The organism is Maribacter litoralis, assembly GCF_902506355.1.
Taxonomy (GTDB): Bacteria; Bacteroidota; Bacteroidia; order Flavobacteriales; family Flavobacteriaceae; genus Maribacter; species Maribacter litoralis.
On sequence record NZ_LR733271.1, the window covers coordinates 895,001 to 916,690 of the forward strand.

Here is a 21,690-nt window from a genome sequence, read left to right on the forward strand (position 1 = left end):
GAGTCGAACCGATGACCTCCTGCGTGCAAGGCAGGCGCTCTAGCCAGCTGAGCTAATCCCCCATTCCATAAGTCGGCAGTTGCCAGTTTACAGTTGACAGGTAGCACAACTTCTAAAATTTCCTTCAATATTTCAATATATGAACGTAATGCCCAACGGGCACCCTTTCCTTTTGTAGTCCCAGGCAGACTCGAACTGCCGACCTCTACATTATCAGTGTAGCGCTCTAACCAGCTGAGCTATGGGACTGTCCCTACTCCTTCCTTCCAGTATAAATACCTTATCGAAAAAGCAATTACTTGTATATCATGATTATGGAGATCATTTTTTTTGAAACACTATTTAAAAGAAACTTGTTATTAAATCAAAAGACCGGGACCGTGGTTCCAATTCTTCGTTTCGCCAGGGACCGTCCTTAAAAGGACAATCTCTAGAAAGGAGGTGTTCCAGCCGCACCTTCCGGTACGGCTACCTTGTTACGACTTAGCCCTAGTTACCGATCTTGCCCTAGGCCGCTCCTTACGGTGACGGACTTCAGGCACTCCCGGCTTCCATGGCTTGACGGGCGGTGTGTACAAGGCCCGGGAACGTATTCACCGGATCATGGCTGATATCCGATTACTAGCGATTCCAGCTTCACGGGGTCGAGTTGCAGACCCCGATCCGAACTGTGACAGGTTTTATAGATTCGCTCCGCCTTGCGACGTGGCTGCTCTCTGTACCTGCCATTGTAGCACGTGTGTGGCCCAGGACGTAAGGGCCGTGATGATTTGACGTCATCCCCACCTTCCTCACGGTTTGCACCGGCAGTCCCGTTAGAGTCCCCATCATGACATGCTGGCAACTAACGGTAGGGGTTGCGCTCGTTATAGGACTTAACCTGACACCTCACGGCACGAGCTGACGACAACCATGCAGCACCTTGCAAATTGCCCGAAGGAAAATCTATCTCTAGACCTGTCAATATGCATTTAAGCCCTGGTAAGGTTCCTCGCGTATCATCGAATTAAACCACATGCTCCACCGCTTGTGCGGGCCCCCGTCAATTCCTTTGAGTTTCATTCTTGCGAACGTACTCCCCAGGTGGGATACTTATCACTTTCGCTTGGCCGCCCAGAACTCAAGGCTCCGGACAGCTAGTATCCATCGTTTACGGCGTGGACTACCAGGGTATCTAATCCTGTTCGCTCCCCACGCTTTCGTCCATCAGCGTCAGTATATAGTTAGTCACCTGCCTTCGCAATCGGTGTTCTATGTAATATCTATGCATTTCACCGCTACACTACATATTCCGGCAACTTCACTATAACTCAAGACCGACAGTATCAAAGGCAGTTCTACCGTTGAGCGGCAGACTTTCACCCCTGACTTATCGGCCCGCCTACGGACCCTTTAAACCCAATAATTCCGGATAACGCTCGGACCCTCCGTATTACCGCGGCTGCTGGCACGGAGTTAGCCGGTCCTTATTCTTACGGTACCGTCAGTAAGCTACACGTAGCTCTTTTTCTTCCCGTATAAAAGCAGTTTACTACCCATAGGGCATTCTTCCTGCACGCGGCATGGCTGGATCAGAGTCTCCTCCATTGTCCAATATTCCTCACTGCTGCCTCCCGTAGGAGTCTGGTCCGTGTCTCAGTACCAGTGTGGGGGATCCCCCTCTCAGGGCCCCTACCCATCGTAGCCTTGGTAAGCCGTTACCTTACCAACTAGCTAATGGGACGCATGGCCATCTTGTACCGCCCGAAGGCTTTAACCGTATCCCGATGCCGGGTCACGGTACTACGGGGCATTAATCCAAGTTTCCCTGGGCTATTCCCCTGTACAAGGCAGGTTCCATACGCGGTGCGCACCCGTGCGCCGGTCGTCATCTTGTGCAAGCACAAATGTTACCCCTCGACTTGCATGTGTTAGGCCTGCCGCTAGCGTTCATCCTGAGCCAGGATCAAACTCTTCATCGTTGTTTTGTAAATATTCGTCCCAACGAAAACAAAATCTTTCCCGGCCCCGACTCTCGATTCAATTCCTTATATATACCTCGCGGTATACTATATTCGTATGTTTCTTAATTCGTGTTCCTCTCGTCCAGGTCCTCACCTGAACTCGATTCTTAAATCTCCACAATATTTCAATGAACTTCTATCCACTCATTCCTTATATATACCTCGCGGTATACTATATTCGTATGTTTCTTAATTCGTGTTCCTCTCGTCCAGGTCCTCACCTGAACTCGATTCTTAAATCTCCACAATATTTCAATGAACTTCTATCCACTCCGCTCCAAAGATCTTACGACATTTTCGCTTCGTTTCCCTTAGGTGTTTCCCTAAGCGGCTGCAAATATACAACTGTTTTTTAACCTGGCAACTTTTATCGAAAAAAATATCTTTCTTTTTTTCGCCAAACCAAAACAACATATATATGAACCTATTTCCAACGCCCGATTCCAAATTATCTTCCTCGTTTGCGGGGTGCAAATCTACAACCTATTTTCCATTACACAAGACTTTTTACATAAAAAATCGAAAGGAATTTCAAACCGATACCTACCGTACTGATTCAACGTTGTTTACAGCCTAAGAAAATAATAAGATTATTGATGGGGATACAATAACTAGACTAAAGCCTCTCTTACTACCTATAATTTTGAATGGAAATATCTGACTTTTAAGAAAAGAAATTCCACACTAACCCAAAACGTATAACAAAGTCACGATAAGGATAATTAGGCGCGGCATAGTAGTCATATCCAGAAAAAGAGGAATTGAAATGTTCTGCCTTTAAATAAATTCTGGTTTGCTGAATTCTTGCATTAATAAAGAAGTCTAACAAAGGATAGCCACCCAACTCTTCTTTGTTCTGCACATAAAATTCACCTAGAACAGGATTATAACCATTCATATTATACGCAGTGAAATATTTAAAAGTGACTCCTGTTTGCAAATACATTGCTTTTTTAAAAACATCAGAAGAAAAATACAATGTATTTCTAGTCACCAATTGAGGTACATTAAGCACTTGAGAATCTTGAGTGACGTTTTGATACATTACCGTATTGTTCAAAGCAAACATACCGACTTTAAATTCCTTTTGATATTTCACTTTTAAATGAGATACCGTATTACCTTCTTGCAATGGTTTTATAAAAGCATTATCCATACCATCAGCAATTTCTTCATCTGAGACCGGAGCAAAATATGTGTAGTTATCCAAATTACTGTATTTGACCATTAAGTTACCCCATGTTTTAGAAAACAGCTCTCCTTTTAAGCTACTTGCCCTCTCCTTTTCAAAAACTTCACTATTATTCCAGTTATAGTTTAAATATTCGCTTTGATATAACAAGTAATTAAAATTTGGCAACCTTGTTGATGTATGCAGCGAGAACTTTATTTTGTTGTTCTTATTCAAGCTATATGAAGCAGATGCGTTGAATACATTGCCAGCCAATTCACCTGATAGATTATACCGTAGATCTGCTTTGAAATCAAAACCACCTATTCGTTTTTCATAATCACCTACTAAACCAATCTCAGTTCCATTAAGCCTATTAGGAATAACTGTACCATCCTCTTCAATAAATACACTATTAAAGTAATAGTCGTAATTATACATATTAACACCGCCAACCAACTTACCCAAGGTTTTATTATAAAATTGAATAGTTGCCTCGTTGTAAAATGTTTTTAAAATAGCCTTATCATCTATTTCGCTCAATATGGCGTCACCAAACAAAGTATCATTACTGGTTTCTAAAAATTGATAATACTTGGTCTCATATTCAAAACTATGCCCTATGGAAAGAGCGGTTTTTTCAAATCGTGTAGAATCGAGTTGTGTTCTTACCAATTTATATTGATGATCTAAGTAATATCTTTTACCTAAAATTTTATTGTTGGCATCATCCAACAATACATCGACTCTTGGTCTATTGATAAAATCTTCGTCACCAGACTCAAACTGCTCTTCTCTATCTGACAGACCACCATTTTCTTCCGACTCGATATTTTGGGCAGCTATATGAGCCCTTAATGTATATCTCCCGTTCCTTGATATATAATTTGTTGTTGTAGTAAAGTTACCAGACTCTATTTGTATATCATTATATTTGCCTAGAGATCGAAACCCAATATACCCAATTGAAAAATTCAACCTTCTTGATGTGTTAAACGCTAAATTCGCATCTAACAATTGCCCTTCTTCCAATGTTGTCTTAAAAAACAACTCTGTCATTGGTGTGGCAACATTATAATATTTGATCTGTTCTTTCTCTAAATACTTTCGATCTTTTGCCTTTGCACCTAAGCTTGGATAACTCGCCACCCTTTCAAAATCCACACCCAATTCATTGTACGCTTGACCAATATTACCAAATGGCATTAGCTCAAAATCATCTTCACGCAGATAATTATACTTGTATTCTTTCTGAATTGTTAAGGTGGTATCTAAATATGTAGTATCCCTTTCAAATGAGATAATTTTATAATCTTCAATAGATAAGGTTATAGAATCCACTTCTACTTTATCCTTTGGGCTTAACGGCTTTGTTTTTTTATCAAGAGAAAGTGAATCATTCTTTTTTTCTGGCCTTTTGATAGGATCTTGCCCAAAAACAATTGAAGTAGTCAAAAACAATAAAACTAGAATTATATATTTCATGAAGTATAATTACCCTTGCAAAGTTAATTTTTTTGTTGCTAAGTAAATGTGAAAGTTTAAGGGAGTTTATAAGCCTATCTATAATCGACGAACAATTTAATATCAAAATTTAACTACGTTGTCTATAATTAAAAGAAATATTTTTCTGATTTTTATAAAAAAATGTTAATGAAAATAGTATTTCTGAATATAGCTGCTCTTTTTGCAGTTATAACTGTTAGTGCGCAATTCAATGAAAATGCGCCGTGGATGAAAGAATTAAAATCAAATCAACAAACATCCAAAACCGTTACCTCTACTAATTCTTTATATGAAATCTCCAAAGCATTTAACGAGTATTGGAGCGATAAGGATTATTCTAAAAAAGGCAGTGGATTTAAACCTTACAAAAGATGGGAGAACTATTGGAAGCATTATATCGACAAGAATGGTAACCTCCCCACTTCAAGTCAATTATGGGAATCTTGGCAACGTAAACACGAAAGCACAGGTAAGGCAACGAACCCTATCGCCAACTGGAACTCAATAGGTCCCTTTACCCACGACACTTATTCAGGAGCATTAAATGGGCAAGGTAGGGTTAATGCTATTACCGTAGACCCAAACAATGAAAACATATGGTATGTGGGTGCACCTGCAGGTGGTATATGGAAATCAACAGATAGTGGTTCTTCTTGGGTAAATTTATTTGATGATTTTCCACAGATAGGAGTTTCAGGTATAGCAGTAGATCCAAACAATTCACAAATTGTTTATATAGCAACCGGTGATGATGATGCAGCAGATTCATATAGTGTTGGTGTTTTTAAATCTACTGATGGAGGAAATAGCTGGAATGAAACTGGGTTAAACCCAAGCAACTCCAACGTTAACTTATTAATGAGCGAAATTACCATAGATCCAACCAACTCGAATATCATTTGGGTAAGCACCAGTGCTGGTCTTCAAAAATCTACAGATGCAGGAGCTACTTGGACAGTTAAAAGAGGTGGTAATATTCAAGATTTCAAATTAAAACCCAATGACCCCAACACTATATATGCAGTATCTTCAAATACTTTTTTCAAATCTACAGATGGCGGAGAAAATTTTGTTGAAATAACAAATGGTATTCCTTCAAGTTCAGGTAGACTTACTATAGGGGTTAGTGAAGCAAACCCATCTGGAGTATATGTTTTACGAGCACTAACAGGAGGTAATAGCTTTGCTTTTGGTGGATTGTACAAATCACTGGACAGTGGAGAGTCTTTTACTAGAACGGCTAGCGAGCAAGATATTTTCGAATCGAACCAAGCTTGGTTTGATCTTGCCATAGAAGTTTCTCCCACAAACTTTAACGAGGTTTACACAGGATGCCTAAATGTTTGGAAAAGCACCAACGGCGGAGATACTTTTATTCGAATTAATAGGTGGAACGTTACAGACCAAGGATATACCCATGCCGATATACATACCATTAAAATATTCAACAATAAACTTTATGTTGGTAGTGATGGTGGAATTTATATGTCTGAAAATGGAGGTAGTTCTTTTACCGATTACACGGCAGGTATTAGTATAAGCCAATTCTACAGAATTTCCGTTGCAAAGAACGATGCTGGTAAAATAACAGGTGGACTACAGGACAACGCCGGATTTATTAGAAACCAAGAACAATGGCATGTTTTTACCGGCGGAGATGGTATGGATTATGAAATTGACCCTAACAATAGTAGTTTAGTCTATGGATTTGTTCAGTTTGGAGGAAGTTTATTTATCTCTTCAGATTCCGGACAATCTGTTGGAGTTGTTGCAGCACCATCAGATGCCAATGGCAACACCATACAAGGAAATTGGATTACCCCTCTAGCCATAAGCTCAGACGGTTCTGTTTATGCCGGCTTTGATGCTTTGTACAAATTAGAAAATAACCAATGGAATAAAATTTCCTCTTCAATTGGAACAGGAAATATTGACGACCTTGAAGTTGACCCCAATAATCCTGAAACTATATTTGCGGCTGAAAGTAATATACTTTACAGAAGTAGAAATGGTGGTGCCACCTTTAGCCTTATTAAGGTAATGGATTCTGAAATTTCAGATATGGCTATTAACTCAAATGATAGTAATATTATTTATCTTACCACATCTGACAGAGTGGGCATTGCACAGAATGAACAACCTTCAGAAAGAGGAGTTTTTAAGGTTACTATTGGTGAATCAGAAACAATTTCAGAAAACATCACCTTCGATATTCCAACCGATCAAGCATTTTTCTCAATAGCTCACCAAGGCAGACACACCGAAAACCCAATATATGTTGGTACCAGTTTAGGTGTTTATAGACTAGACGACACCATTACAGAATGGGAAGAATATTATGCCAATTTACCAAATGTTGCAATTAGTGATCTTGAAATTAATTTAGATGGAGAAAAAATAATCGCTTCTACTTATGGAAGGGGTGTTTGGGAATCTTCCATACCTATACAAATACCAGATAATGAAGTTAGACTCGTTTCTATAACCCCGAATTCAAACGAAGTTCTGTGCGAGGCATTTGCACCTACTGCAACAGTTGAAAATCAAGGTTTGAACCCAATAACACAAATTGACATCACTTACATTATTAACGACAACTCTAAAACTTACACATGGACAGGTAATCTACTGAGTAATGAAACAGAGACAATTGAATTACCAATTGAAAACTCAATTCCTTTTGGCACTTCGAATATATCAATATCAGCTACTATTGCGAATGACAGTTATGACGATAACAATACTCTTGAAAATAGATTTTTTATAAATACACCAGGTTCTGGTGGCGAAATCAATACGTTTGAGACAGAAGAACAATCATTAATTAACTATAATGACGGTAGTTCTGAAATTGTTTGGCAAAGAGGAACCCCCACGGGAACAAAACTTAACACTACCACTTCTGGTACAAACGTATATGGAACAAATTTAAGTGGCGAACACCCTAATAGCACAAAGGCTATTTTACTCAGCAACTGCTATGACATGACAACAATAATTGCCCCCGTTCTTAAATTCAACATGGCTTATGACCTAGAACTTAATTTTGATATCGTCTATGTAGAATATTCTATTGACGGTGGTTTGGAATGGGATATTTTAGGCAATATAGAAAGTAAACCCAACTGGTATAATAGCAATAGAACCAATGCCTTATCTGAAGAAGACGATGATTGTCAAAATTGTCCGGGCGCACAATGGACCGGGGAGTATACCGAAATGACCGAATATGCTTATGACTTTAATCTTAACGCAGCCAATGGTGAGCGCAACCTAACAGGTGAAAGTAATGTTGTATTTAGAATAGTTTTTCAGTCTGACCCTTCAGTTACTCAAGAAGGGGTAATAATTGATGACTTAGTTGTTGATGGCTTACCCGATGATGAAGACGATGATGACGACGGAATTTTGGATATTGACGACAACTGCCCATTAATTGCAAATGCTGACCAGTTGGACACCGATAATGACGGAATTGGTGATGTTTGTGATACAGATGATGATAACGATGGAATTTTAGACGCCGATGACAACTGCCCTCTAATTGCAAACGCAGATCAAGAAGATGATGACCTAGATGGAATTGGAAATCTCTGCGACAACGATAGTGATAACGACGGAGTACCAAATGATATTGACCAATGTAATGACACACCAAATGGAACTATAGTCAACACAACTGGGTGCGAAGTTTTTTCATTACCTAATACTAACTTTCAAATTCAAACTATAGGTGGATCATGCAATGCCAGTAATAATGGAAGTATAATAATTACGACCGCAAATACATCATTTACATACAACGCGGTATTAACTAGTACAGCGACTTCTGTTACCAATAGTTTTACAGATGAAAGTACATTTGGCAATTTATCTGCCGGTAATTATCAATTATGTATAACTGTAGAAGATCAAGCAGATTATGAAGTGTGTTATAATTTAATTATTTCTGAACCCAGTTCATTATTAGTATCCGCTAAAATAAATTCATTGAACAACGAGGTTACACTTAGTTTAGAAGGTGGAGAATTGTACACCATATTTTTAAATGAAAAAATGTATTCCACTACAGCAAAAGAGATAACCTTACCATTGGATAGCGTTAGAACATTAATCTCGGTTAAAACGAATTTAGAATGCCAAGGTGTTTACTCTGAAGAGATTGTATTAAGTGACAAATTATATATCTACCCCAACCCAATCGAAGAGGGAGATTTAACTATACAACTGGGTTCAAACTCAGAACAAGAAGCTACTATTTCCCTATATAAACTTAATGGGATTAGCGTATTTTCTAAAACCATGATACCTAATAACAATGAAATTAAATTAAGTGTAAATAATTTAGCAACAGGTGTCTATATCTTAAATATATCATCTGGCAATACGCTATCTAATTACAAAATAATAAGAAAATGAGAATATCAAAATACATAAGCTGTACACTTTTAACAAGTATACTTTTAATTTCTTGTGGGGGCGGCTCCGACAGCGAACCCCCTATTGATCCTGTTGTGCCAGTTGTACTAGACCCTAGTGCTGCTACCCTTATATTCCCTGATGACAACACGGAATGCAATGAAGGTATAATAAATGCAAATGACGAGTCTAAAAGCACCGTAAATTTTCAATGGTCTACCTCTGAAAATACAGACTCTTACGAAATAAAAATTAAAAACCTGGATACTGGAAGTGTTACAACGGCCATTTCATCAACTAATCAAACAGATGTTTTAATAAATAGAGGAACTCCATATGAATGGTATGTAATTTCACTTGCCAACGGAGCTTCGTCTACCGCAACAAGTGATACCTGGACATTTTATAATCAAGGACCAGGAATTGAAAATTACGCTCCATTTCCCGCGGTAGCAATTAATCCGCAAAGAGGAGCAACAATTTCAAACACGAATACAACAGTAACTTTAGAATGGTCTACCTCAGATGTAGATGATGACATAGTATCTTATGAAGTTTTATTTGACAATATTGATGCCCCAACAACATCTTTAGGTACAACCATAGAACCAAATATCGAAGCTACAATTATGACGGGTAATACTTATTACTGGAAAGTAATTACAACAGATTCTTTTGGTAACACCTCCAGTTCCGAATTGTTCGAGTTTAGGGTAGAGTAAAAAAAAGCCATAGACATGTACATGTCTATGGCTTTTTTTTACCATTTACTAAGTTTATAAAGAATTATAATAATTAAGGAAAGTAATAACGTCTTGCTCTTTTCTAAGATTCAACTTATTTTCCTTTATATATAATTTCATTTCATTTTTTCTGGAACCTGTAAAATCTAAAATATTATTTTTAGTTAATCGTATTTTAACTGCATGATTTTCTTTATCCTTATTTCTATTGTCTAAAATATAATAAGAACTGTTCCAAACATATGTTGGAGGAGAATACTTTTCATATGAAGTACTAGGACTACGTGCCTGCTTAAGCAAGGCTTCTGGCTTAAACAACAATTTTAAACCTCCTTCATTCAAGTCTGTAAAATAACTAGTTTTGATAGATTTATCATTGTCAACATATGTGTAAATACGATACAACTTGCCTTCTATTTCTACCTTAATATAAGCCCGTTTTAAAAGCGAATAATAAGAATCCTTTGAAAGATTATCCAAAATTTCAACTTCATTGCGATAGGCATTATATCTCATTTTACCCACCTCTTCAACTTTTTCGTTTACGATTACTTCACCATGAACAAATTCCTCATTCAAGTAGGGACTTCCTTTTGCCTTACTCGGTTCTATTTCAGTACTACTAGTTACGAAATTAACTATTCCTTCTTCTGGAACAGGCGAATACGCATTTTGTCCATTTATATTACTAATTGCAAAATTGGCAACGAAAATTACCATTAAATATTTATTCATTTGATTCATTGATTTTAGATCAATTTAATTGTTTATTATGAATTGGAGTGTTTAAAAACTGTTATTAAAAACTTAAAAACCGAAGAAATATAACACTCCTCTTATTTGCTTTATTCAATTATGCCATTTAATTGTTTAAGAAAGAAAGAGCATCACTATCCAGGTCATAATGATATGATCTCCAATAGAAACCAGTACCTTCAAACTCCCAAACAACCTCTTTTTCATTAGTTACTTCAATAACACCCATAGAACCAGAAGTTATCAATGTATTGCCATTATCTAAACGAATGGCTCCTGAAACTCTAGCTGAATATAGATTATCTCTAGTGTATTGCCATACCGTTTCCGGTTCATTGTTTTCATTTGGAATTAAATTCAATTCCGCAGGTAAGCTAAATTCATAAACTACAGATTGTTTAGTGTCCCCATTTCCATTAGCATATACTAAAATATTACCAGCACCCGGTAAACCATCTTTTAAAATATTGGGAAAATGATTATTGTAAAACAAACGTTCACCACTCTCATTATTATAAGCACTAGGATTTCCAAAACGATAAACCAAATCGCCTCCCTTACCATAATTACCACCAGTATCAACTATGGCTTCCTCTGCTGTTGTGCTATGATCAATAACCCAAACCTCACTAAAATAGTTTACACTTAAATAAATTAAATCTTTATTACTATCATAACTTAATCCGTTAGCATGCATTATATCTCCATCTGGTCCTGTTTCTTCTCTTAAAACATCTATAAAATTGATATTGATTTTTTCAGGGTTATTTGCTACAATACCAAAATACGGTTTAGAATTATCTGTATCCTGAATGATATGATTCCAAGAATCCCACTTCCAAACAACTTCATTTGTAGCTGGGTTTATTTCTATTATGGATTCCGTATACACTTTTTCCTCTTCACCAAGGTAACCTATGGCGTCAAGTTCATCGGGAAGTCTTAAATCCCACACTAAGGCCAATACATTTCCATTAGGCAACATTTCCACATCATGATGAATAATATGCTCTTCATTTGCCAAAACATACTCCCAATCAATTGAACTATCAGGATTTATTAGCTGAATAATGCCCCCAAAACCTCCAAAGCTAAAATCTGGACTTTCAACACCCAATGAAGCTAACAATCTACCGTCTGACAATAATTCCACATCATTACCCAATCCAAATTCCAATTGCCATTCATGTACAATTTGAGCAGAATCTTTTACCATTAAATATACCCGATCCTCTGTAGCTTCATTAAACAGAACATACCCTTCTTTTGATAAAGAACTATCATAACGTAATATATCACCTGTTTCACCAGTGATAGGATACACTATTTCGGTAGGGATTTCTGGTTCAACCTCTTCCTCTTCAACAACTTCTTCTTCCAACTCCTCTTGGATCATTGTTGTATCATCATCAGACGAACAAGCAAAAACAAAACTTAACAAAAAGCAACTTAAGACCTTCAAAAATAATTTATGTTTCATAACTAGTTATAATTGGTTATAGTTTCTGTCGTATTATCGCTGTAAAACTTTATAATTTAAATAAAAAAAATCAGGCTAAATTACTTCAGCCTGATTTTAGATATATTCAAACGATGTTTTTACATCATTAAAAATTTAAACAAAATTCTATTGTTACACAGAAATGTTTAAATTTTACTTACAATAATCAATTGTAAGTGTACCTGCATCTCCACTTTCATAACCTCCAGCTACATTGCCATTAGGAGATATTATTTCAAATCCTATTTCACCATACTGGTCTCCAGGAAAGAACCACTCCGCAGACTCAGTACCCTCAGGTATCGTAATCGTTGCGGTTCCTTCTGATCCATTATTAGGTGTACATTCGCCATCTCCTAAAAAAGTACCGGCTGCACTACCATATGGAGAACAAAGTCCTACTTCAAATACAGTACCGTCACCCAAGGTAATAGTTAAACCAGAACCACCAGTAGCTGAATCAGTCTGCCAACCATCGCCATAAGAATCAGTCATATTAATGACCCAATCACCAGCTGTTATAGGACATTCTCTGTAAAATTCCAATTGTAATGGTGAATCTTTAATTACAAGATCATTAGATCCAGAAACATCTACCAAATTAAGAACAAGATTTGCTCTACCTTCTTCAGGCAAGGCATCGAAATTACTACTTATGGTAAGTGTAGTTCCAAAAGCTCCCGCAGGAATCGTTAAACCACTGATAGTATATTGATCTGATGTTGCAGTTGATGATGGATCAACCTCTACAGTAACAGTTCTTTCACTATCGGTTTTTGTAGAAACAAAAACATCCACTGTTGTAGATGCCCCTTCGGTAGGAGTTGGCAACAAAACAGAACTTACCGAAAAATTGGCAAGTGTTTGACCATTTTCACTGTCGTATACTACATTCTCTTCTTCACATGAAACAAAAGCAAATAGTACCGCAATTATTAATATATATTTTTTCATAATTATATTGTTTTTAATATCCAGGATTCTGAACCATGTTTTGATTAGCATTGATTTCCGCTATAGGGATCGGCAATTGGAATCTGAAATTGTCTGCCGCTAAAGTTGGGAAATCTGGAGGTGTTCCTGAACCATCGATAATATCTCCCATAGTTGAACGCTGTACAGGTTCGCCACGACGCTTTAAATCAAAGAATCTATGCCCTTCAAAAGATAGCTCAACTCTTCTTTCAAATTGAATAGCATCTTCCAAATCTTGACCTGATTCGCCACCATCATAAGATACATATCTTAAATCTCTAAGCTCATCTAACGTAGTTAAAGCATCTTGACCTAACTCATACTGAGCTTCGGCTTTATTCAATAAAACTTCTGCCGCTCTAATTACCTTAACATCTACACGACCATTTACTTGACCGGTTTCACCTAAGAATTTTGATATTGCGTTATATTGGTTATCAGCATTTAATCCTACAAAAGAAATCACATCTTTTCTTTGATCATCTTCATCAATACTGTTGAAAAAATCAAAATCGAAAACATACTCAGAAATCGTAGAAGTAGCATTTGATTGGCTATAAAGTACACCAACATTGTTACCACCACTTTCAGATGAAGTATTAATAGCTAACTTAACTACGATACCGGCTTCGTTAGCATCAGTATAAAGACCCTCTAACTCTTCAGCAGTAGCAAGCGGCACACTTACTTCATTTGCAGCATCAATTACTTTTTGATATTCACCGTTGTAAAGATAAACTCGTGATAATAATGCATAAACACCATCAGTATTCAATTTACCTTGACCATTATCTTCACCTATTAATTGACTAGCTCTTTCTAAGTCGCCAATAATCTCAGCATAGTTACTTGCAACAGTTTCTCTTGCAGGCTCAGCAAAAGGATCTTCTGTATCTCCATCTTCAACTTTAAGATAAACAACACCTAAAGAAGCGTTGGCATCTGCAGACTGTGTTGGAATTTTACCGTAAACCCTAACCAAGTCAAAATGAGCCCAAGCTCTAATTGCCAAAGCTTGTCCTAATATATTATCCTTATCAGGACCATCACCTAAATTATCAATCTGTGCTATCACCAAATTGGCAACATTTACAGCCTCATAAGCTTCACTCCAATATAAATCTATTGCACCACCGGTACTTGGAACATATCTATAATTGTAATAATCTTGATTAGAACGCCTACCTGTTTGCGCTATAATTACGTTATCTGAAAGGATGTCTGGTATACCTTGTAAACCAGAACCAGTACTTGAATAGTAATTCCACAATTGTCTATAAGCACCATCTACTCCATTTTGAAAAGCCGAAACACTGTTAAAAAATGTTTCAGGATTCCCTTCAACGAAAGGCTGTAAATCATTCAACTCATCATCGCAGGACATAAAGAATCCGAACGAAAATAAAAGAACTAATATTTTTATATTATTTTTCATTTCTAACTTTTTTTTTGTTTTTAAAATCCTACTTCAACACCAAAAGTATAAGACCTTGTGTTTGGATAGCTAAATAGGTTAAATGATCCTGGCACGAAACCAGTATCTCCAGGCTCACCTGACTCCGCAGAACCTAAACCAACTTCTGGATCACCGTTGAAATCAGTAATTGTAAATAAGTTTTGACCAGCTACAAAGAATCTTAAAGAATTTAGACCTATACCATCAATCATATCTCTTGGCATGTTATAATCTAAAGTCATTGTACGCAATCTTAAATAATCTCCTTTTTCCAAGAATCTTGTTGAAGTTTGATCTGCTGTACTTTGGTATATTGGGTTAGGTAGTACATCTGTATCACCTGGCTGTTTCCAATAGTTAAAAGCTTCAACTCTTTGGTTAGCATCAATATTCCCTATTGCAATACCTTCTGAACGTTGGAAGTTATAGATATAATTACCACCCTTGTAAACGAAATCACCTCTTAGACCAAATCCTTTATAAGAGAACGCAGTGTAGAAACCACCTTCAAAATCGGCTATTGGAGACTTACCTTCTTGTATTTGTTGGAAACCATCACTAAATTCATTAGTTACATTCCCATCTAGGTCATAATACAAAGGTTCACCATTAGCTGGGTTTACACCTGCATATTCTACTGCGTAGTAAGAATTAATCTCTTCACCAACACGTAAAATGTTATCTCCAAATGTACCTGTTATGATATCTTCACCATCTACCAATTCAACAACTTCGTTATCTATAAATGTAATGTTACCACCTAGAGTCCATTTAAAATTCTGAGTTCTAATAACATCTCCGCTTAAAGAAACTTCAATACCTGAATTCTCTAGCTCACCAATATTTGAGAAAATAGAGTTGTTTTCATCACCAACAGTATAAGAAATTGGGCGATCTAACAATAAATCTTGAGAGTTTTTCTTAAAGTAATCTACAACACCATTTAATCTGTTGTTGAATAAACCAAATTCAACACCTATATCAAAAATAGCCTGAGACTCCCATTGAATTTGAGGGTTACCCACACCAACAGGCAAAGCAGTTGTTTGACCATTATACGTATTTGCAAAGTCTAACAAGTTTAAATATTGGAAATCACCAATGTTTTGGTTACCCGAAGTACCGTAAGATGCTCTTAATTTCAACGTGTTGAAAATAGAATTCTCCATGAAGCTCTCATTAGCAATGTTCCAAGCGGCACTACCACTATAGAAATAACCGTACTTATTATCTGGACCAAATCTAGAAGAACCGTCACGTCTTACAGAACCAGAAACAATATATCTTCCATCGTAGTCATAATCAACGAATAGACCTTGCGAGAATAAAATTCTTCTAGATTCAGTAGACCCTACAGAAGTTGCTTCTGCAGCAACATCTAAATAAGGAATACTTGGAGAAGGGAAACCTCTACCTGAAGCAAACATATCAGTAGCTATATTTTCATTGTATTCCAATAAGAAACTAGCAGAAAGATTATGAAGCCCATTAAAGGTATCTGAATACGTAAATACGTTATTTACATTATATTCAAAATCAATATTTAAATTATCTGTTTGAGTACCCGGAAAGTTAGCATCCCCAACAAACCCTTGTAAAACACCACCAGCTATGGAACGGGACGTTCTATTATATCTATTGCTAATTAAACCAACACTGAAATTGTTAGAAAATTTCTCTCCGAACGTCATACCCGCGCTTAGATTACCAATCAACAATAAGTTTCTTGTATCTTCAGGCTCTGTCTGCAATGCCAATGCAATTGGAAAACCTGATCTTGTAGGGTTGTAAACATTATCACCTTGAGCATCCGTTACAATTGAACCATCATCATTCGTTAAGAATAATGGATCATAAGGATTATAATCATACATTGCTCTAAACGGGTTTTGAACATTGTTTCTATCCCTTGGCAAATCTGTAGTACTACGTGATACTGAAACATTTGCTCCAATATTCAACCAATCTTTAGCTTGGTAATTTGTATTTAATCGAGCTGAAACTCTTTCAAAACCATCGATATTCTCAATGATACCTGTATTCTTATCATAACCTAATGACATATAATAGGTTAACTTTTCATCTCCACCAGAAACAGATAGATTGTTCGATTGAATGATAGAATTCTTAAGTAAAGCTTCTTGCCAATCAGTATCCAACGCTGTCAATCTAGCTAACTCCTCAGGAGTTGCAGTAGCTCCAGGCATGCTAGTAGCAGCACCAACCCCTAAAGCAGCATATTGACGCTCCAACTCTAGTTTTTGAGACGCATTCATCAAATCAAAATTATTAGGAATCATTTCACCGAAACCATAAGAAGAAGAGAATTTAACTCTTGCATCACCCGCTTTACCCTTTTTAGTGGTAATCAATACAACTCCATTCGCACCACGAGAACCATACTTAGAAACGGTAGCCGCATCTTTCAAAATTGAGAAAGTTTCAATATCGCTCGGGTTCAAGTTACTAATAGGATTAAAATCTCTTTCCGTATCGATAGGAATTGGAACACCATCAATTACATATAATGGAGTAGTTTGTGCGTTGATCGACCCTACACCTCTAATTTGAACAAATGCAGTGTTACCAGGTCTACCGTTCGCTGCCGTAACTTGTACACCGGCTGCTTGACCCTGCAAAATGTTATCAATACTGGTAGAAGGAACAAATGCCTCTATCTTTTCGGTAGATACGGTAGATATTGCAGATGTAGAAAGTTCTTTTGACCTAGAACCATAACCTACAACAACAACTTCTTCCAATGCCTCAGCATCTTCTTCCAATTGTACATTAATGGTGTTGGATGCACCAACATTCATTGTCACTGTTTTTTGACCTAAATAAGAAAATCTTAGTTTGTCACCTTGATTTACATTAATGGCGTAGTTACCATCAAAATCTGTTTGAGATCCGTTCGTTGTACCTACAACTACAACAGACACTCCCGGTAAAGGCAAACCGCTTTGATCGGTTACAACACCGGTCACTGTTTTTTCCTGTGCAAAGGAAAATGTCATGAAGAACACCAATAAAGGTGTCAACATCCACGTCAACTTCTGTTTCATAAAATTTGTTTTTGAATTAGCTTGCGCCAAAAGTCCAAAAATTTGCTTAGTATTCCAAAAGCTATCTTAACCCAAAAAACTTATATGTTAAAAAAACACTTATTATTATTTTTTCTTCTGTAAATCGAAGAATTTGTTGAAAATAAAACAATTATTTAACAATAAATCAATATTTAAAATTCAAAATTTTAAGTTAAAAAAAACATAATGCTTCTTAAATTTTATAAAAATATTAACGAAACGGGTACAGATGAAGCCGGAAGAGGTTGTTTGGCGGGACCTGTGACCGCCGCAGCAATAATTCTGCCAGAATCTTTTGAGAATTCAATTTTAACAGATTCGAAACTCTTAACCGAAAGCAAAAGGGAGCTACTTGAGCCATTATTGAAAAATGATTGCATATGCTATGGCATAGCTCATATTCAACCAAAAACTATTGATGATATCAATATCTTAAACGCCTCTATCTTAGCTATGCAAACTGCCATTAAATCTTTATCACAATTGCCTAGTCATATCATTGTAGATGGCAACAGATTTAAACCTTATCAAAAAATACCACATACGTGCATAATCAAAGGTGATTCTAAGTACATGAGTATTGCCGCTGCTTCCGTTTTAGCTAAAACCGCACGAGACGCCTATATGCTTAAACTACATGATGAATACCCCATGTACAATTGGAAAAAGAACAAGGGCTACCCTACTAAAGAGCATAGAGCAGCAATTAAAAAATACGGCATTACAAAGTACCACAGAACATCTTTTAAACTATTACCAGACAAGTGAAATAATTTTTCAAATAGTATAACTTTACAGAAATTTAATTTTCATGAGGCCATTACTTGTTTATGTAGTTATTGCTCTGCTATGTTTTAGCTGTACATCTAAAAAAAAGAACGAAAACTCACCGCTAGAAGTGATACCCAAAAACGCCAGTTTAATTCTACAGATAAATGATTTTGAATCGGTCAAAAACGAGCTTTCTACCCATGAAATTCTGAACAACCTAGCTTCAGAAAAACCTTTCTCCGAAATAAAGGCCTCTCTCAAAAGTTTAAATCAATTTTCTAATATAAAACAAGGGCTACTTGCACTAACTGTAGATAGCGTAAACCTAGACTATACATTTATTACCAACGATAGTCTTTCCATTGATAAATGGAACCAATTACCTAACAAAAGCAAAGAGAATCTTACCTACAATAATTATACGATTACAGCATATACCATTGACGAAAGTACTTTTTACACCACGCACCTTAAAGAATATTGGGTACTCTGTTCTTCTCAACAATTACTTCAAGAAAATATTAGCTCAATAGATACACCCAATAAAAACAGTTCTTTTAAACAGTTTTATGATGTAGCGAATAATGAGAAAATGATAAACATATGGTTAGATATCGACAAGGGCAATTCGTTACTTAACCACCTTCTAGACAAAGACCATAAGATTTCCGATTTTGCAAGTTGGATAACGCTCGATGCCACTTTACATGGCACTGAGCTTATATTAAGCGGCATAGCACAGGCGAATACAAAAAATCAACAGTATTTATCATTGTTTGAAAACACAAAACCCATAGAGAACAAAATTTGGAGGCTGGCTCCTAGTAACAGCAACCATATAACTTCTTTTGGGTTTGATGAATTTAAAAAATACATTCATAACAAGGATTTAAACAACACTCCCTCCCAAACAATAGACTCCCTCTTAAACACGGTTGTAGAAATAGGTTTTACCGAAATTGAAAATGAAAAAGTTCTCTTTTTAAGAACTTACGGTACTGCTACATTACTAGATTTCCTTAACAATGAAAAAGTAGATTCGGAAGAGTTTAACGGTAACGACATATGGCAATTAAAGGCAGATAATACTATATTAGAACCTCTTCAACCATTAGTAGGGGAGACTGAATTCCCTTATGCTACCATAACTGAAAACACCTTTATTTTCTCAACATCTAAAAATAGTTTGACTACGGTTATTTCTAAAATTAAAAATGGTGACACCTTTGACAAAACCTCCTTGTTTAAAACCATCGAAACCAATCTCACTCAAACATCTAGTGTACTATCCGTGTCAAACTTTAATGGTGTTTCATCTCTTTTAAATGAATCGGTATCCAATACCCTAGCAAATTCGGTGAGTAAAAGTAATTTAAAAGATTATGTTTTCGCTTCGCAAATTATTGCCGATGACGGATTTTACCACACTAATTATTTAATTAAAAAAGTTACAGAAGAAGAGGTTCAAAATACGGTTTCGCAAGCTTTTGAAACCCAATTCAACACCGATCTTACAACTTTGCCCCAATTTATAACCAACCACAACAACGGTAGAAAAGAAATAGTGGTACAAGACCAAGAAAATACACTATATCTAATCTCCAACACAGGCAAAATACTTTGGAAAAAGCAATTGAACGGAACCATACAAGGCAAAATACACCAAGTTGATCTTTTTAAAAATGGCAAGTTACAGTTGGCATTTACCACAAACAACGAATTCATAATTTTAGACAGAAACGGAAAAGAGGTCAAACCATTTACCTATAATTACACAGGCGGCAACCTTAACCCGCTATCTGTATTTGACTACGAAGGCAATAAAAACTATCGATTTGTTGTAACTCAAGGTAAAAAAGTTGACATGTATAACAGTAAAGGCGATATTGTAAAAGGGTTTACTTATGATACAGCAGAAGCTAACATTATAGATTCTCCTCAGCACTTTAGAATTGGAAGAAAAGACTACCTTGTTTTTAAGCTGGAAAACGGGAAACTTAAAATTTTAAACAGGATAGGCAAAACAAGAATAAATGTAAAAGACACATTTTCATTCTCGGACAATGCCATAAGACTTTATCAAAACAAGTTTTCGTTTACTACTATTGATGGAATTTTATACCAAATAGATTCGCAAGGTAAAATCTCATCAAGCAATTTAAACTTGGCTAAAGAACATGGAATGGATGCTACATCTAGAACTTTAGCGATAATGAACGATAATATCCTACAAATACGCGATAAAAAAATCGAACTAGAGTTAGGTGTATACTCAAAACCCACTATTTTCTATCTCAATGATAAAATATACGTAGCTGTCACCGACATTCAGAATCAGAAAATATATGTGTATGATAGTCAGGCAGAACCCATTCCTAATTTTCCTGTTTTTGGAAGTTCAGTTATTGACATGGCAGATATGAACAGAAACAAAAAGCCCGAATTTGTTTTTAAAGACCAAGAGAACAGTATTAATGTATACAAAATACGATAGTACATACAAATGATATCTCCGCAAGTGAATACTGACCGATTATACATTTGATTCAAATAGATCAATAGATTTTCATATTTTCAAATAGTTATTAATCAGAACCTTAACTATAATAAAATGAAAACTAAATTATTTGTATTTGCTTTTTTAATCTGTTCTATCGCTATTATAGCCCAAGACAATTGTAGCACTTTCTACCCTATGAACGAAGGTGTTTCAATGGAATACACTAATTATAACAAAAAAGGAAAGGTTCAAGGCATAAGCACGTACAAAGTGGTAGAGGCAACTAATTCTGCCGGAACAACTAATGCAACAATGGCTATAGACATGAAAGACCAGAAAGGAAAAGACGTTTATAGCACTACTTATAATTTATCATGTTCTGGAAATATGGTAACCTTGGATTACGAATCTCTACTACCGTCTGAAATGATGCAGCAATACGGTGATATGGATATTGAAATATCGGGCAATGATATTGAAATACCCAATGAGCTTAGCGTTGGCCAACAACTTAATGACGCCAATGTTGCAATGAAAATTAGTATGAGTGGCATTAATATGAATATGACCGTAGATATGACCAACAGAAATGTAGAAAAAAAAGAAAGTGTTACTACCCCTGCCGGTACATACGATTGCTTTGTACTCTTTAGTGAAAACCGATCTAAAATGATGATGGCAAACCAAGTGTACCCATCTAGAGTATGGCTTGCCGAAGGTATAGGCATGGTAAAACAAGAAACATATAAGAAGAACGGCGACCTAATGAGCAGTACCATGCTTACCGCACACAGCAAATAGAT

11 protein-coding genes, 2 tRNA genes and 1 rRNA gene (1 of these 14 running past the window's edge) are annotated in these 21,690 nt (G+C 36.3%); 5 read left to right on the plus strand and 9 right to left on the minus strand.

What is annotated here, in order from left to right; genetic code table 11:
• From EXIGUO8A_RS03725 to EXIGUO8A_RS03740, 4 genes are all read right to left on the minus strand, one after another.
• Positions 1–62: transfer RNA gene (locus EXIGUO8A_RS03725), tRNA-Ala, on the minus strand (it extends 15 nt beyond the left edge of the window).
• Between the two features lie 113 nt (positions 63–175).
• Positions 176–249, minus strand: a tRNA-Ile gene (locus tag EXIGUO8A_RS03730).
• A gap of 185 nt (positions 250–434) precedes the next feature.
• A 16S ribosomal RNA gene (locus EXIGUO8A_RS03735) occupies positions 435–1,961 on the minus strand.
• 706 nt (positions 1,962–2,667) lie between these two features.
• A complete protein-coding gene (locus EXIGUO8A_RS03740; RefSeq protein WP_159301972.1) occupies positions 2,668–4,659 on the minus strand; it encodes a putative porin in 1,992 nt (663 codons plus the stop codon).
• A gap of 168 nt (positions 4,660–4,827) precedes the next feature.
• Between EXIGUO8A_RS03740 and EXIGUO8A_RS03745 the strand changes: the two genes are divergently transcribed.
• Positions 4,828–9,099, plus strand: coding sequence for a thrombospondin type 3 repeat-containing protein (locus tag EXIGUO8A_RS03745; protein ID WP_236564426.1), 4,272 nt, complete (start codon positions 4,828–4,830; stop codon positions 9,097–9,099).
• Positions 9,096–9,821, plus strand: a complete 726-nt coding sequence (locus tag EXIGUO8A_RS03750) for a hypothetical protein (RefSeq protein ID WP_159301974.1) — start codon at positions 9,096–9,098, stop codon at positions 9,819–9,821. The genes EXIGUO8A_RS03745 and EXIGUO8A_RS03750 overlap by 4 nt, the downstream gene beginning before the upstream one ends.
• A gap of 54 nt (positions 9,822–9,875) precedes the next feature.
• Here EXIGUO8A_RS03750 and EXIGUO8A_RS03755 read toward each other — a convergent pair whose 3' ends face one another.
• The 5 genes from EXIGUO8A_RS03755 to EXIGUO8A_RS03775 form a co-directional block, all read right to left on the minus strand.
• Entirely contained in the window at positions 9,876–10,577 is a 702-nt protein-coding gene (locus EXIGUO8A_RS03755; RefSeq protein ID WP_159301975.1) for a hypothetical protein, read from the minus strand.
• 127 nt (positions 10,578–10,704) lie between these two features.
• Entirely contained in the window at positions 10,705–12,078 is a 1,374-nt protein-coding gene (locus EXIGUO8A_RS03760) for an aryl-sulfate sulfotransferase (RefSeq protein WP_159301976.1), read from the minus strand.
• 174 nt (positions 12,079–12,252) lie between these two features.
• Entirely contained in the window at positions 12,253–13,053 is an 801-nt protein-coding gene (locus EXIGUO8A_RS03765; RefSeq protein ID WP_159301977.1) for a hypothetical protein, read from the minus strand.
• A gap of 13 nt (positions 13,054–13,066) precedes the next feature.
• Positions 13,067–14,509 (minus strand): RagB/SusD family nutrient uptake outer membrane protein, encoded by a 1,443-nt coding sequence (locus EXIGUO8A_RS03770; protein ID WP_236564427.1) that lies wholly within the window; start codon positions 14,507–14,509, stop codon positions 13,067–13,069.
• 20 nt (positions 14,510–14,529) lie between these two features.
• Complete coding sequence (locus EXIGUO8A_RS03775; protein WP_159301978.1) at positions 14,530–17,595, minus strand: SusC/RagA family TonB-linked outer membrane protein; 3,066 nt, start codon at positions 17,593–17,595, stop codon at positions 14,530–14,532.
• Positions 17,596–17,802: 207 nt separating this feature from the next.
• Here EXIGUO8A_RS03775 and EXIGUO8A_RS03780 point away from each other — a divergent pair, with 207 nt between their 5' ends.
• The 3 genes from EXIGUO8A_RS03780 to EXIGUO8A_RS03790 all read left to right on the plus strand — a co-directional run bounded on the left by EXIGUO8A_RS03780 (position 17,803) and on the right by EXIGUO8A_RS03790 (position 21,688).
• Positions 17,803–18,384 carry a ribonuclease HII gene (locus EXIGUO8A_RS03780; protein ID WP_159301979.1) on the plus strand — a complete coding sequence of 194 codons (582 nt, stop codon included), beginning with the start codon at positions 17,803–17,805 and terminating at the stop codon, positions 18,382–18,384.
• 43 nt (positions 18,385–18,427) lie between these two features.
• On the plus strand, positions 18,428–20,881 hold the full coding sequence (locus EXIGUO8A_RS03785; RefSeq protein WP_159301980.1) for a ribonuclease HII: 2,454 nt from the start codon (positions 18,428–18,430) through the stop codon (positions 20,879–20,881).
• 117 nt (positions 20,882–20,998) lie between these two features.
• Positions 20,999–21,688, plus strand: coding sequence for a TapB family protein (locus tag EXIGUO8A_RS03790; RefSeq protein WP_159301981.1), 690 nt, complete (start codon positions 20,999–21,001; stop codon positions 21,686–21,688).
• The last annotated feature ends 2 nt before the right edge of the window (positions 21,689–21,690 follow it).

Bases quoted from the DNA above. Each gene is read 5' to 3' on its own strand.
- EXIGUO8A_RS03740 (WP_159301972.1), bottom strand. From the start codon at position 4,659: ATGAAATATATAATTCTAGTTTTATTGTTTTTGACTACTTCAATTGTT.
- EXIGUO8A_RS03755 (WP_159301975.1), bottom strand. From the start codon at position 10,577: ATGAATAAATATTTAATGGTAATTTTCGTTGCCAATTTTGCAATTAGT.
- EXIGUO8A_RS03780 (WP_159301979.1), top strand. From the start codon at position 17,803: ATGCTTCTTAAATTTTATAAAAATATTAACGAAACGGGTACAGATGAA.
- EXIGUO8A_RS03770 (WP_236564427.1), bottom strand. From the start codon at position 14,509: ATGAAAAATAATATAAAAATATTAGTTCTTTTATTTTCGTTCGGATTC.
- EXIGUO8A_RS03760 (WP_159301976.1), bottom strand. From the start codon at position 12,078: ATGAAACATAAATTATTTTTGAAGGTCTTAAGTTGCTTTTTGTTAAGT.
- EXIGUO8A_RS03775 (WP_159301978.1), bottom strand. From the start codon at position 17,595: ATGAAACAGAAGTTGACGTGGATGTTGACACCTTTATTGGTGTTCTTC.
- EXIGUO8A_RS03750 (WP_159301974.1), top strand. From the start codon at position 9,096: ATGAGAATATCAAAATACATAAGCTGTACACTTTTAACAAGTATACTT.
- EXIGUO8A_RS03785 (WP_159301980.1), top strand. From the start codon at position 18,428: ATGAGGCCATTACTTGTTTATGTAGTTATTGCTCTGCTATGTTTTAGC.
- EXIGUO8A_RS03745 (WP_236564426.1), top strand. From the start codon at position 4,828: ATGAAAATAGTATTTCTGAATATAGCTGCTCTTTTTGCAGTTATAACT.
- EXIGUO8A_RS03790 (WP_159301981.1), top strand. From the start codon at position 20,999: ATGAAAACTAAATTATTTGTATTTGCTTTTTTAATCTGTTCTATCGCT.
- EXIGUO8A_RS03765 (WP_159301977.1), bottom strand. From the start codon at position 13,053: ATGAAAAAATATATATTAATAATTGCGGTACTATTTGCTTTTGTTTCA.